18 protein-coding genes are annotated in these 13,415 nt (G+C 37.2%); 1 reads left to right on the top strand and 17 read right to left on the bottom strand.

Features of this window, described 5'->3' with window-relative positions; all coding sequences use genetic code 11:
* From MHB55_RS08205 to MHB55_RS08140, 14 genes are all read right to left on the bottom strand, one after another.
* On the bottom strand, positions 1 to 2,148 hold the full coding sequence (locus MHB55_RS08205; RefSeq protein WP_340862996.1) for a tape measure protein: 2,148 nt from the start codon (positions 2,146 to 2,148) through the stop codon (positions 1 to 3).
* Positions 2,149 to 2,643: 495 nt separating this feature from the next.
* On the bottom strand, positions 2,644 to 3,075 hold the full coding sequence (locus MHB55_RS08200) for a phage tail assembly chaperone (RefSeq protein ID WP_340862995.1): 432 nt from the start codon (positions 3,073 to 3,075) through the stop codon (positions 2,644 to 2,646).
* Entirely contained in the window at positions 3,076 to 3,318 is a 243-nt protein-coding gene (locus tag MHB55_RS08195) for a hypothetical protein (protein ID WP_340862994.1), read from the bottom strand.
* A gap of 58 nt (positions 3,319 to 3,376) precedes the next feature.
* Positions 3,377 to 3,961 (bottom strand): phage tail tube protein, encoded by a 585-nt coding sequence (locus MHB55_RS08190; RefSeq protein ID WP_340862993.1) that lies wholly within the window; start codon positions 3,959 to 3,961, stop codon positions 3,377 to 3,379.
* A gap of 13 nt (positions 3,962 to 3,974) precedes the next feature.
* Entirely contained in the window at positions 3,975 to 5,303 is a 1,329-nt protein-coding gene (locus tag MHB55_RS08185) for a phage tail sheath subtilisin-like domain-containing protein (protein WP_340862992.1), read from the bottom strand.
* Complete coding sequence (locus tag MHB55_RS08180; protein WP_340862991.1) at positions 5,303 to 5,527, bottom strand: hypothetical protein; 225 nt, start codon at positions 5,525 to 5,527, stop codon at positions 5,303 to 5,305. The genes MHB55_RS08185 and MHB55_RS08180 overlap by 1 nt, the downstream gene beginning before the upstream one ends.
* A 6-nt stretch (positions 5,528 to 5,533) precedes the next feature.
* A complete protein-coding gene (locus MHB55_RS08175; RefSeq protein ID WP_340862990.1) occupies positions 5,534 to 5,956 on the bottom strand; it encodes a phage tail terminator family protein in 423 nt (140 codons plus the stop codon).
* Positions 5,946 to 6,380, bottom strand: a complete 435-nt coding sequence (locus tag MHB55_RS08170) for an HK97 gp10 family phage protein (protein ID WP_340862989.1) — start codon at positions 6,378 to 6,380, stop codon at positions 5,946 to 5,948. The genes MHB55_RS08175 and MHB55_RS08170 overlap by 11 nt, the downstream gene beginning before the upstream one ends.
* The gene (locus MHB55_RS08165) at positions 6,380 to 6,742 is read right to left on the bottom strand and encodes a hypothetical protein (RefSeq protein ID WP_340862988.1); all 363 of its coding nucleotides are present in this window, start codon (positions 6,740 to 6,742) and stop codon (positions 6,380 to 6,382) included. Before MHB55_RS08165 ends, MHB55_RS08170 begins: the two co-directional genes overlap by 1 nt.
* Positions 6,736 to 7,131: a hypothetical protein gene (locus MHB55_RS08160; RefSeq protein WP_340862987.1), complete on the bottom strand. Its 396-nt coding sequence runs from the start codon at positions 7,129 to 7,131 to the stop codon at positions 6,736 to 6,738. Before MHB55_RS08160 ends, MHB55_RS08165 begins: the two co-directional genes overlap by 7 nt.
* An 11-nt stretch (positions 7,132 to 7,142) precedes the next feature.
* Positions 7,143 to 7,409: a hypothetical protein gene (locus MHB55_RS08155; protein ID WP_340862986.1), complete on the bottom strand. Its 267-nt coding sequence runs from the start codon at positions 7,407 to 7,409 to the stop codon at positions 7,143 to 7,145.
* Positions 7,410 to 7,425: 16 nt separating this feature from the next.
* Complete coding sequence (locus MHB55_RS08150; RefSeq protein WP_340862985.1) at positions 7,426 to 8,451, bottom strand: major capsid protein; 1,026 nt, start codon at positions 8,449 to 8,451, stop codon at positions 7,426 to 7,428.
* A 32-nt stretch (positions 8,452 to 8,483) separates the two neighbouring features.
* Positions 8,484 to 8,795 carry a hypothetical protein gene (locus tag MHB55_RS08145; protein WP_340862984.1) on the bottom strand — a complete coding sequence of 104 codons (312 nt, stop codon included), beginning with the start codon at positions 8,793 to 8,795 and terminating at the stop codon, positions 8,484 to 8,486.
* Positions 8,796 to 8,820: 25 nt separating this feature from the next.
* A complete protein-coding gene (locus MHB55_RS08140; protein WP_340862983.1) occupies positions 8,821 to 9,420 on the bottom strand; it encodes a phage scaffolding protein in 600 nt (199 codons plus the stop codon).
* Between the two features lie 157 nt (positions 9,421 to 9,577).
* Here MHB55_RS08140 and MHB55_RS08135 point away from each other — a divergent pair, with 157 nt between their 5' ends.
* On the top strand, positions 9,578 to 10,075 hold the full coding sequence (locus MHB55_RS08135) for a hypothetical protein (RefSeq protein ID WP_340862982.1): 498 nt from the start codon (positions 9,578 to 9,580) through the stop codon (positions 10,073 to 10,075).
* Positions 10,076 to 10,156: 81 nt separating this feature from the next.
* Here the strand turns inward: MHB55_RS08135 and MHB55_RS08130 are convergent, their stop codons facing one another.
* The 3 genes from MHB55_RS08130 to MHB55_RS08120 are packed head-to-tail and all read right to left on the bottom strand — an operon-like array spanning position 10,157 to position 13,407.
* Positions 10,157 to 10,357 carry a hypothetical protein gene (locus tag MHB55_RS08130; RefSeq protein WP_340862981.1) on the bottom strand — a complete coding sequence of 67 codons (201 nt, stop codon included), beginning with the start codon at positions 10,355 to 10,357 and terminating at the stop codon, positions 10,157 to 10,159.
* Positions 10,358 to 10,361: 4 nt separating this feature from the next.
* Positions 10,362 to 11,921, bottom strand: coding sequence for a minor capsid protein (locus MHB55_RS08125; protein WP_340862980.1), 1,560 nt, complete (start codon positions 11,919 to 11,921; stop codon positions 10,362 to 10,364).
* Positions 11,905 to 13,407: a phage portal protein gene (locus tag MHB55_RS08120; RefSeq protein WP_340862979.1), complete on the bottom strand. Its 1,503-nt coding sequence runs from the start codon at positions 13,405 to 13,407 to the stop codon at positions 11,905 to 11,907. The genes MHB55_RS08125 and MHB55_RS08120 overlap by 17 nt, the downstream gene beginning before the upstream one ends.
* Positions 13,408 to 13,415: the final 8 nt, after the last annotated feature.

The following is a 13,415-nucleotide window of genomic DNA, read 5'->3' as shown; positions in this document are numbered from 1 at the left end:
TTACACCCCTTCCGCTACTGATTCTAATGTTTCCTCTAACTTCTCACCAAAGTGGTCAATAACACCATCAAGATCCATCTCTGAATTGATATAGTTATCGTTCTTCATATTCACTTTTACTTCTGCAGTTGTGAATCGATTAATTACATCACGCTCAGCAATGTCTCTTAAATACTTTAAGTCTTCTGCAGAGGCATCCATTTTTTTAGCCATTTTCGCTGTGTTTCCTGCTGTATCTTTACCTGCTTCATTTAATGGATTAACAGCTCCTTGAATACCATTGAGGATATCATCAAAAGGATTTTCAAATGAAACGTCTTTTCGCCCTTCTCCAAAACTAAAATTAGATCCCTTATCATATCCAGTATCCCAAGCAGCCCTTAAATTCTTTGATTCCATTTTCGGTGCTTCCCAATAACCTTCGGGAGGTTCTCCCACCATGGCATTTACTGCATTTTTCATTGCGGATAAATCACTTGTAATGGATGTTCTATAGCTGAATTCACTTCCTTTTCCTAAGCCCAATGTGCTTGCAATATCTTTTGGTAGTAAATCAATGAACCAGTTCCATGCCTTTATAGCGCCATTAACTGCAGATATAATCGCATTAACAAATGCTGTAGCAAATCCATCCCATCCACTCGTCATTGCAAGCGCATTGTCTAAGAAGCTATTTGTTAGATTTGCAAACAGTTTCATCACTGAGTAAATTGGATGCTGCCAAACATTCACAAAAAATTCAACAACGGATGCTATGATATTCCAAAGAAGTGCAAATTGATTTTGGATAACAGCGAACATTAACATAAAATAACCTGCAACTGCACCTGTAGCGCTAATAGAAGTACCGGCAAAGTGGTTTATCGCACCAATTGCTGCATAGAATAAACCAATTAATATCATTATTGCTGCAACAATGCCTATAATGATTAGTCCAATTGGGTTTGCGGCCATTGCAGCATTCCAAGCCCATTGAGCTGCAGTGACAGCAAGAATTGCAAGTCTGGCTAATGTTAGATAAGTAGTGAAAGTCAAAATAGCTCCACCAATACCATATATTATCGGCCCTAGATAATACCATTGATCATATAAGAAACTTCCAATGCTACTTAAAGTATTTAAAGTTACTAAAGTAACTGCTGACAGGAAGTACAATGAATCGACTATAGAATTTATTGCGCCTTGGAATTTTTCGTTATTTGCTATCTCATTAAGCTTCATCAAAACTGGCTCAAAAGCTACTAAAGCGCGATTCTTAAAGCTTGTCCATATATCCGCAAAAGTCTTTGGTATTTTTTCAAAGGCAGCGTTGGTCTCTTCTGCTGCAGCAAACATGGCGTTTTTCACAATATCTGCAGTAAGTGCTCCATCAGAAGCCATTTCTCTAATTCTACCTAATGGGACATCTAGATAATCTGCTATACTTTGAATGATATTAGGTGCACTTTCAAATACTGCATTTAATTCCTCTCCTCTTAAAACACCAGATCCGAGTCCTTGTGTTAACTGAAGTATCGCAGAACTCATTTCTTCCGTTGTTGCACCAGCTATTTTGAATTTTTTATTTAACTGTTCTGCAAAAAATACCATCTCTCTCGTACTAGAAAATGCATCACCGGAATTCATTCCTACCCTTGCTACAATTTGAGCTGTATCCATATAGGAAGCCCTAGATCTCTCAGCGGACTCAAATATCATTTCTTGTAATTGTTTATTTGTCTGAAGTCCATCATTAATCATGTTTAACCGAGCGCTTGTTTGAACTAGCGAATCGGAAAGATTAAGTACATCACCTGCAGCCTGTAATCCTAAGTAAGTAGCTACTAACCCCAAAATTTTCTCTAGCAAGCCATCGGCAGAAGCAGTTCCTGCCCTTATTTCTTGATTAAACTGCTCTTGGGCATGTTCAGCTTGTCTAATCTCTTGTTCCACGTCATTAAATGCACTTTCTGCTCTGGATAATTCTTGCCTAGCTAATTGAATACTATTAGTATCGATTGCATTACCAGAAGCTTCTTGCAGTGACTCGAAACTACTTATTACCACATTCATTGCAGTATTCATCGATTGAAAGGCCTGAGACATATTATCTTGAATTTGTATGGCGGTTCTAATTGTTGCGATATTGATCACCCCTTTTTGTGCCAAAATAAAAAGCACTCAAAGAGAGTGCTTAATTCTGAGATAACATATATTGACCTTGTTTATTTCTATAAAGCTTATGCTTACAATGCGGACATTTCAAAGCGTTTGTAGCACCTTTAAATTTTCTCTCGCACTGAGGACAAACTGATGATTTTGTAAAAGCAACCTTTACAAGAGCAAATGAAAACATAATCAAGAGAATAATAATTGTTACAACAATAAGAATTAAAAGCATTGATATATATAACCTCCTTATATATAAATATTACCGTTAAGGAGTAATAATATCTAGAATCTATTTCTTTTTTCTTCCTTTTTTTCTATTACTTTCTCTCTTGGCCTCCTCTTCTTTCTTCTTGTCATTTTCCATTTTTATTTGTACAGCTGCAATGACAAAAGCCTTTTCATATTTAGGGAGAGAATCGAATTCAGACGGCCACTTATGAAGTTTATGCAAACAATAATATGCTACATTGGCATCATAGTCACCGTCGTCAATTAGTTTTTTGCTTCTTCTACAGCCTCTTCCATACCTACGTCAAAACCATTTTTATTTTGAATGAATTTTAGATAATCTGCGTACTCACCTGGTAATAACATTTTCTTCAGTAATGATTCTGCATCCAATACTTTGTAGCTATCTTGAAGTTCTTTGTTGTTTAAGTCAGGGAACAACGTACATTTCACAGCTAATGAAGCAAGGTAAGCATCATAATCAGTGGTTGGTTGAAACATATTCTTCTTACCTGGAACAGGTAAACGTTTAGTATGCTGCTTTCTTAATGACTCATCTTCATCAGAAGTTACTGCACCGACTTTCCAGTTCATCACTTTTTTTGTATCTGGATCAATAAAACGCTTGGATACCGGATGTTCTGCTATTTCTACCTTGATTGCATTTTGTGCTAAAAAAGCTGTTAAGTTACTCATTTATTTGCCCTCCGATTTTTTTATATATTCATCAAATTTAACCGAAAAATTAACTAATTCATTAATTGGTATATCTATTTCAATTTTCATTCCTCGATGTGTATCAACAATTTGATTAGCTAACCGCTCAGCATTGTCTTTAATGTGATTTCCGATTTCATCAAATACTTTTTCATATAATTCTTTAGGTTTCTCATTTTGATTATGGATAGTATCAACAATGTCAGTTACTCTCAATGGCATATATAACAAACCTCTCTTTATATTTTATAAGAGCCCACCAAGGTGAGCTCCTAAAGTGTTATTGCATTGCACCTAAGATAGAAAATTCCTCTGGCATATCCCAATCTTCGAAAGTAAAGTCGATGCTATCTTCTAGATATTCTGCATCTGCATCTAAGGATGCTATTAAACCGCCGTCTAAGTTACAGTCTATTAAAATTGTAGTTTGACGACCTACACTTGAAGAAGTATCTTCATTAGTCACTTGGATATCAAAATAAATATCTTCTCCAGTGTCCTTATAACGCTTTAACAGTTTCCGAAAGATTGAAGTATTAAAATGAAACGTTGCTGAGCCAGTACCTTCCCAACCTGTTGATTTGTTCCCCTTACCTGTGCGCCCCATAATCGGTACCTGAGTTTTGGTTTTATCCATCCGTGCCTCTAAGTTAATCAGTTGGGCAAATAAATACCGTACACCCTCTAACGTGATGTAAGCCTTTCCTTGTGCTCCATGTATGGCGTCTTTCGCATGCATGGTATCAGCAGCCGCAAAGTATTGTAGGTTTAATTTAAGTGGTAATTTAGCTTTACCGTTACTTTCTAAAAAAGTGTTCAATAGTTTTTCTGTATTTGGATGATTTAGTAATTTGTTTTCTTCCAATTTGACTACCCCCTTACGCAACCATCGTTGTCACATAAAGTTGCGACATCGTTAGTGTATTTGTAATTTCTTCTTGGACTACAACAGCTCGTTTGGACTCCCCTTGGCCAATCAATAACTTTTCTTTGTCATAGTTTTGAATAGCTCGAATTCCCTGCATTACACTACGATGCTTACCAATATCATTCCACAAAGAAATGCGACCATCTGTATCATTCGGTACTTTACCTAAATAGCGAGTATTAAATAAGTGTGCTGTATCAATTGCAATTTGATCCAAGACTCTTATAGTCTGATTAAACGAGAAATCCTCGTTTTTATCTGTTCTAAAGGAAGTGAATGTATTGACATCTTCTAGCACGTTGAATGCATCACCTACACGATGGAAAACATATTTTCCGGAATTCAAAAGCAATTTTAGTTGGGGCTGCGTTTTTGTTTCAGACATATCAATCGTATGTTCACCGTCATATGTGCGATTTGTATTTGATTGATTCACCGCTACTCCAGCTTGTACACCAGTAACCCAATATACAGCACCAAAGACCTCTTCTCCCTCACCGATTGCATCGTTTTGGACATCAATAACTCCTTCATGATTAGCAGCGCCTAACTTATGCCCAACTAACTGGAACTTACCACCAACTTCATCTCGAATACGTTTTGTGTATTCCGCATAAAGCGATTTTATAACAGGCTCTTCTGATAAACATCCAAGAGTATTAAAGCCATATGCCTCTAGCTCATCCAATGCCAATTGATGAGGTGTACCTGCAGTTAAAGCTGTAGCTCCGTTGGCTCCTCCTGTCAAAGGGGTACCTGCTGTTGCAGCTAATGTTGCATTGCTTTTGAAAGTGACAAAATCATTCGCATTTAAATCAACTGCAGTCGAGATAGACAATTGTTCATCCACTAATGTTCCATCTAACAAAGTTTTTACGTCCCATTTTGCTGGTTCGTCTACGTTAGGTTGAATAACGATGGTAATATCATTTCCGCGTAACCCTTTGTAGCTAGCTGTAGCAAAATCATTTTCGGCTCTGCTGCCTCCTAAATTTAACTTGTAAAAGAATACAGTAAGTGCACCTTTAAATAAATCACGGATCCCTTTTAATTTTGGATGTGTGTAGTCATAACCAAAAAGCTTTAAAGAATCTTTTTGCAAATCCTCTTTGGTTACTGTCATAACAGTGTCGTCAGCACCCCAGTCTAGTGCAATGGGCAATGCTGCATAACCACGATCCGATAAATTCACGAATGCACGGGCTTTACTAATAAAATTATGATACGTACCTGGCAACACTTTGTTTTGTGTTAACCAAAAACCTCCACCTAGTGCCATTATTGCAGTCCTCCTTTATCAAAATTCTTTAAAATCTCTTCCACCTGTGCAAATGAATATACTCTGTCATCCTCCAGCAATGCATTGAGTGCATCGCGACGATGAACATATCGGCGGGATTTAACAAGTTGTTCCTTCGAGAACTCCAATAAAGAAGTTCCTGTGTTTGCTGCAACTTCTGTAGTAACCTCAGCCTTTTCCAGAGCAGTTTGTTTTTTTGTCATTTGATATCACCCTTTCTTGCTTACATAGTGCTCTAACGATCCCATGAATACTTTCTCTTCAACATCTTGTAGAAAGAAGTTAAAATGAACAAAATTATGGGCTATGCCATCTATCACTTCACTATTAGAACCACTGCCTAGCATTTGAGAGCCATTTAACAGCGCTATTTGTTTTAGTGATTGTTGTGTCTTCAATGTCATATTAGAAGCCTCAGACGAACCGTTTTTGGGGAAGTACTGTACGTTGAATAGCGTAGTCACCTTCCACCTATCACCGATTTGCCGGATATGTTCTAAGTTTAAAAATTGAATCAAAAAAGCAGGAGTTATAAACCCCTGCGGTACTTCATCGATATACTTCTTGTAACCAGATCCGAAAGTTTGATGAAGCTTAATGGATATAGCTTCTTGTATGTCATTAATCTCCATCGAAAGCCTCCTTCAATAGTTTATTGAGTTTCTTTTCAAGTAACTTCGGTGCCTGTTGTTGTACTTCGTCAGCAGAAATAGTCATCATAAACCTACCCTTAACCCAGCCTTGATGGTTTCTTGTACGATGTCCAAATTCAACGTACTGAGCGTATTCCACTGGATTAATGACTTCTATTTCATATACATTCCCTCGTCTTACTACATTCGCATCAATAGTCCACCCTCTGCGTAACGTACCTCCAGTTTTACCATCCTCATATACACCAACTGGAGTACGCTTAATTGCTTTTGCTAGCAATCTAGCAGCTATTTCTTTCGCAGCATCCTCACAGAATGTTGCTAAGCCTGCAGCCTCTAGTTTTTGCATCTTCTCTTGTAGGCGTTTCAGTTGTCGATAATCCACCCTGCCCCATCTAGCCATTAGGCATACCTCTTAAAAGGTTCTAACACTATTTCTTGATGGTCCATGAACACTCCAGGTTCACCACTGCGAGTATACGCAGAAGTTTGACCATTCTGATTCACGATTATTTTGGAGCCTGCAGGAATGTCATACTCATTACCAAGAGACAATTTTACCTGTTGAACAATGATAGCTGGACCACCAGTAGAACTAGTAGCACTAAGATTTTTGTGAGACAGTTTGCATTTAAGGTTATCGTATTTAAGTACTTCTCCTTGCTTAGTGATATGGGTAAGGGGATCTTCTATTTCTCCCCACACATATACAGTGCATATGCCTTTCCAAAGTAACTCTAGAGCCTTTCTTCTACGACTTACCATGTTAACACCCTATACTTAGCAAAATCAGCATTAGGATGTTGTAGATAAGAAAGGAAGTGATTGAATTGATTCTCTAGGGACATACCTTCTTCTACTGCGAAAACAGTATTGGTATCTCCATCTTGGACCTGTTTAACCATCACCTCAAAATTGAGGGAATCAATATTAAGCAAGCCCATTGATTTTTTGGTATATAAAAATTCCCCGACGACCATATCGATAGCGATTTCTCGCAGGCCATCAGGGATTGAGTATAGATTTGTTTGATTTTTGATATGATTAGTCACCTTTTCGATAATAAAGGTTAGCATCATATCATCTGTATTTTTTGGATCATTGGAAACTGGAATACCAAACATAGCAAGTCGTAATTTAACTGCTAATAGCATCGTATCACGCCCTATTCTGTCTTATGAGCTTCTTCGATTTTCTTGATAATGCCTTTTTCTGTTGTAGCATTACCGATATCAATGTTTTGTTGTTCGGCATAAACTTTCAATTCATCAATAGACATTCCATCAAAAGGATTATCCTCTTGCTTCACTTCACCAGTGACTTTAACTAACTCTTCGTTAAAGTGATCATCATCCATTTCAAAAGAGTCACCTTTTTTATAAGTTTCTCCTTTATAACGAACTGGAACCTTTAATACTTCTACTAGTTTCATACTGTTGTCCTCCTTCTTATACGATTGGTTGGGCTTGGAATACGTTGTTTGCTTCAGGGAATGATGGGATAGCAGTAGTAGCAGCTTTAGCCCAAGTTGATACAGGGTCTAATCCTTCCTCAAATACCATACCAATAATGTTTCCTACATTCGTTACTTCTTCATTACCTTTTAGCAACAGGCGGCTTTCTTCTGGTGTAGGACCATGTAAAGTTTCACCTAGAGCACTATCACCAAACATTACGAATTTGTTTTCTGGAAAGTAGCGTTGTGTTGAATAAGTTCCATTAGCATTTTGCACACGATATTTGGAATCATATGTTGCAATGGTTGGTAATTGATGTGAAGTTAGGAAACTATTAAGATCACCTAATGTAGCAACTCGTCCACTATCTTTTCCGAATAAGTAACCAATGATTTTTGAATTACGTAATATTTGACTAGCGATTCTAGTAGAAGTTAAAGCACGTGTCGGCTTTTCATCTAATGCAGATGCCCAACGCTCTAAGTCTCCTATAATATCTTCAGTGCCAGTCCCCCAGATATCAGTGCCTGACAAAGCTTCTTTATTATCATCAGGCAATTGATAATCTACTGTTAAGGTATCACCACTTTCCATTGCAAGGCTTAACTCTCCATTTGCCAAAGCTTGCATACGCATTACTTCTACTTCAGCACGTACATCAGCTACTGCACGGTCAATTAGATTAAATACACGTTTAACCAATGTTTGTTGCTCTTGTGGAGTACGTGGGAATTGTAGAGCAATTAAATCCTTTTCTTTGATTTGATATTTCTTTTTAATATAAGCAGCTTCAAGTGCTTGGTCGTTAAAATCTAAAGAACCAATCTCAGCCTCAGTATCAAACGCATGAATCTTTGCAGCAACAGGTAAGTTGCTAGCACCTACTAGATATTCAAATTCTAGTGTGTCGTGTTTTACTTCTGGAAATAACGTTTCCCCCAAATAAGGAGTAAGTTGACGTTCTTTCAAATAATTTAGTACTGTCTTCTGATTAAATAATTCTAAAATGTCTGGCATTACTGGTTTCCACCCTTCTTTTCATTATGTTTTTATCGGAATGTTATTTTTGTCATTGCTGCTTTTGCTTCGGCTGTTGGTGCTGTCGGAAGACGTTCTTCTAAAATGTACCCCTCTACAATCAGTGCGCCTGGTTGCGGTCCATTAGTAACATCTACATCGTTGTAAATAATTCCTTTAGCTGTTGCATCATTTGCAGGGTATATAGTACCTGCTTTCACGATTTTCTTTCCTTCCACTGCAGTAACTCCTACATCACTCACCAGAGTAGTGAACGACTGTACTTTGGAAGATGCTAAAAAATTTACTCGGCTATAGTTTCTTGTTTCGCTTACATATGGCATTTGGATGCCCTCCCTTTATTATTTTTTAAATCCATGGATTTACAGCTTTTTCAGCTGGGGTTCCTTTTGAATTCGCTTCTTTAGCAAAATTACTACCAATGTCTGATGAACTGTCTTTATCGTTATTACTATCTGCTGGATCCCAACCTTTAAATGTCTGTTTTTTCTTTTCAGGGACAAACAAAAAAGGTTTCGATTCTTGCAGTGTTTTTAACTGCTCATCTAAACCTTTGGTAATCTTGCCTTCTGTGTCTAATTCAATTGTGGCCTTGTCAATCTGTGAGATAGCGATATCCGTATCATGTACTTTACCAGCAAGAGCTAGTTTGATAGCACTGGATAGCTGAGTATCCTTCAACTTTTGTTCGTACTCACCCTTGTCCGTGTCATACTTTGATTGAAGATCAGCAAGCTGAGTTTGAAGTTCTTCGCTACCTTCTGCTTTCTTCTTCAAATCTTTTAAATCCTTGTCGCGCTGTTCCAGTTGAATCTTTAGATCATCACGGTCAGTGGTTATGTCTTTTAACTTCGATTTATTCGATTCTACTGACTTTCCATGCTCACCTATAATTTTCTCAACTATTTCTTTTTCAAGTCCTAAACCTTCTAAAAATTCACGTTTCATGTATGTTTCCTCCTATTGGTTACGATTTAATTTTACGAGGTTACGTCCTCGACCAGCTTTGTTCTTTTACGTCTGCAAACGCTAAAAAGACTATATCTATATTTTCATTTTATAGTATAAAATGGAAATATTAAAAATTACTAAAAGGGTGATGAGAGTGTTAGAAGCACAAACTCGATTAATTCAATTACAATGGAAGGGACCATTTAGACATGATGAATTGCCTTCTCTCACGAATACTGAAATAGACTATGGAATTTATCAGATATATGGTAGACATCCGGTTTATGGAAGTGACATTTTACTTTACATTGGAAAGGCAGATTTTCAAACACTTGGTAAAAGAATACTGCAAGAAGGGTGGTACGATACGAATGATTCTAATAACCTAAAAATTTATATCGGTAGATTACATGGACCAATTAATCCAGATTTAGAAACTTGGTCAAAAGAAATTGATCTTGCTGAGAGACTACTAATTTATGTTCATAAACCAGCATACAATTCAAAGGGACTCGTTTCCATTTCGAAAGAATTAGAAAACGTGCACATTCTTAACTGGGCAGATTACAGAAGCCTATTACCTGAGATTTCTGGATTAAGATGGACAAGCAAATTAGATTACCTTGAATATGAAATGTACAAACTGGTGTAACATACATCTTTGTTAAATTACCATCTGTAGTAAAAACGGACATAATAAAAGCACTCAACTTTTCATTTCTGTAGTTGGGTGCTAATTTAATAAATATATAGAATCATAAACTTTTTGCGCTTCAAAATATAAATCTGTCGGATCATCATTTTCATCTAACCCTTCAATGGTTATATCGTATACTTCCGACAATAAGTCATTTATCTTTCCTTTTCGTAGCTCATCAAGGTTTGAGAGATGTTTCCTTAAAAACTCTTCATCTCTTTTTGACATTTTAATCATAGTGTCACTCCTTTGCTTTTGGTGTAGTTTGAATCAAATGACCCGATAAGATGTTTATGGTCACTATACATTTTTCATTAATATATTGACGCGCATTATTTCTACTTTCTTTAATGCTTATAGGATTCAAGAGTGCCTCTTTGACATCTTCAATTTGTACACCAGTCCTTTTTCCCTTTTGGGCCGTTCCAGCTTCAATTTGCCCAATAATTCTATCTATAAAATGTGATTTGTAGCTTGTAATTACAATACCGTCAGATGTAGTAAGGCCAACCAAGATTTCTCGAATTTCGTTAGCAACACTCTTATACGTATCATATCCCGTCAGTGCGTGAATATCACCTTTCTCAACAGCCATTTTAAAACCTTTAAGATGATACCATACATTGCTATCATTATACTTTATTTCTTGGAAGGCATCCAATGTATTAGGATTATTATTGCCTATTATTTGTTTAAAACTTGCATACTCTTTTTTATCCGCTTGTTTATTCGCTTTCTTTTTTTTAGAACTAGCCAATTTCTCTTCGCCATGTTTTTCAACTTGCGACTGATACCATTCACCATACTTCATATTGCCAGGTACATAATATGTTTGACCTTCCAAATCTCTCGCAATTCGCTTACTATAGTCATCCTCAAAATAAGGTGCCGTTGTAGTCCTACACCTAGCATGGAAAGGATTAGCTGTTACACCAGGCTCAAAGTCAGTTATATCAAATACTTTGCCATCCATGCTCCGGCATATTTCACTTGTTTTGCCATCAAGCGTTGCAATGATTTCATACTTCTCTAAACCTAACTCATTGAATGCATCCTTTTGAGCTGCAGCACTGAAGAAAGAAGCTTCGGTTTGTACTAATCGCGCTGCGTTAGAACGAGAAGAACCCATTTTCTTAGTAATTACACTGATTAATCTATCTGGAGCCTCTCCTCTTGTCACAGTTTGCATAAGATTGGTTTGTAGTAAATGTATTAATTGGTTCTGATCACGCCATATACGACGACTAAACGTCATACCATCAGCAGTCCATGGCTTACTGATGATTTTTGTAAGCTGGACTTCATCAATTGCTTGCAAGGTAAACCCGACTTCAAATCCTTTTTGTATCTCAAACGCTACATGATAATACTGATCTTGATAGGTCTCTTTCATCAGTTGCTCAAAGCCTTCTAGCTGTCCACCGTAGAGCTTTTCTACGTGATGCCTTAGCTGTAGTTGTAAACTCTCTAAACGGCTTATATGGACTCGAGAAGAGGCATTTTCTAGTTCCTTCATCCATTCTTGATTAATAGCATTCTTTTCACCGTACTTAATGTATTCCTCTACAGTCCATTGAAACTCTTTGAGCTCATCCGACTTGAGTAATCGTTTAGCTTCATCCAGGGATATTTCATTATTAACGGCAAAACGGCTATACCATTTCAAAATGTCTGCCTCAATAGCGTTGTACGTTTGAATATAGGCTTTTTCTAAGTCCTTATAGTAAGTAGCCCCCTTGTTAAATTGAGCATCTTCTAATTGTTCAAAACGTTCTCGCCAGTAATCACGTGTCTTTGCCAATTACATCACCTTGCTTCTTCTGGAAGGTAGTGTCGTAGTTATCAAAAAGATCCATTTGCTCTTTTTGCTCTTGCTTCAAACGTTTTAACTCCAGCTGCACATCACTAACATATGGATGTTGGGCAAGACGACTTTCGAGTGGCATATAAGGGGATTTCTCCAATACCTCTACAACTTCCATCTCGTTTATTAATATATCTCGGTTAAATATGACGTTTACTTGTTGTTCATCATAATCGCCTTGACCTGTATTAGCCAAATGCTTATTAACAAACCACAGAAGTTCTTCAAACGAGGCTTGGAATTCTGTCTCAATACCATTTGCATCAAGCTCGATATCACTGTACATGGACTGTATGTTCATTTGGTTAGGGTTATTGGCCATACGTTCATCTTTAGCATCATACCCACGGCCATTCTCTATGAGAGCCTTTTTAAACAGAGCTAGGATTGATTTGTAGTTATCCGCATTCACTTCCACTGTTAGGGTGTCTACCCCACCTTTTTGACCATCACCAGAACGAACTTTAACCGCACCAAACTGCGCTAGGTTACGTCGGAACTCACCTAAGTCCTGTCCATCATAGTTATGCAAAACAAGAATTGTATTACGAGCATCCTCTTGCATGTTGTTTTCAAAGTCACTGAGCATGATGTTAATTCCATCTTGTAGAGACTTCACACGCTTAATAAGTGGTATTTCTTTGTTATTAAATTTGAAAGGAATCAAAGGCACCCTAGCCCAGTTTAGTTTTTCTACTGTTTCCCCATCATCTACAGTGATATATGAAGAGTTAGGTTGGATAACATCCGGCACTAGCTGACCGTTAAACCATTCGTAATGTTCTACTCCATTCTTGGTATAGACTTCTACTTTTTCCTTTACTACTTCTTTATCACCTTCGTAAATAGAAATTGAATAAATGCGTACAGCATAATCAACAGTTGTCTTCTCGGCATCTTTCCAGAACGGAATGATATCATAAGGAGGGAATCTTTTTAGAACAAATTCTCCTTCCTCGTTATAATGAGGATATAGCCAACCTATCCCCCCATTTAATGCATCCTGTCCAATATTTCTAAGTGTTCTATGGAAGCGTTTATTGAATATAGTTTGTAGCTTCTTTAAGTAGTTATCATCCTCTGTTTCGATGGTTATAGGTTTACCTAGTTGATAATTCACCTTCTGATCTACAAGCTTAGAGTATTGATTATCAAGTATTTTGTTATTAGGGAGGTTACCAGCCTTTTCAAGAAGGCCACCCTTACCGATGATCATTCTTTCTCTTTTTAAAATATCTTGCTCACCCTCATAGTAATTCTCACCAGTAATCATCCATTGTCTTTTGAGAGACGACTTAAACTTATTAATCTCGTTCTCTAATAGCTTAAGATTGCTAATTACTTTACTGGCGTTCTCTGTAACGTGCTCATTAATTTTTTCTGTGTCTGTGCTAGCTCCTTGATATGGGAAAAATGCTGCCACTCTCTCAC

The sequence above is a fragment of the Psychrobacillus sp. FSL K6-1267 genome (assembly GCF_038003265.1).
Lineage (GTDB): Bacteria > Bacillota > Bacilli > Bacillales_A > Planococcaceae > Psychrobacillus > Psychrobacillus faecigallinarum.
Note: the sequence above shows the minus strand (reverse complement) of the source record. Positions and strands in the feature narration are given on the sequence as shown.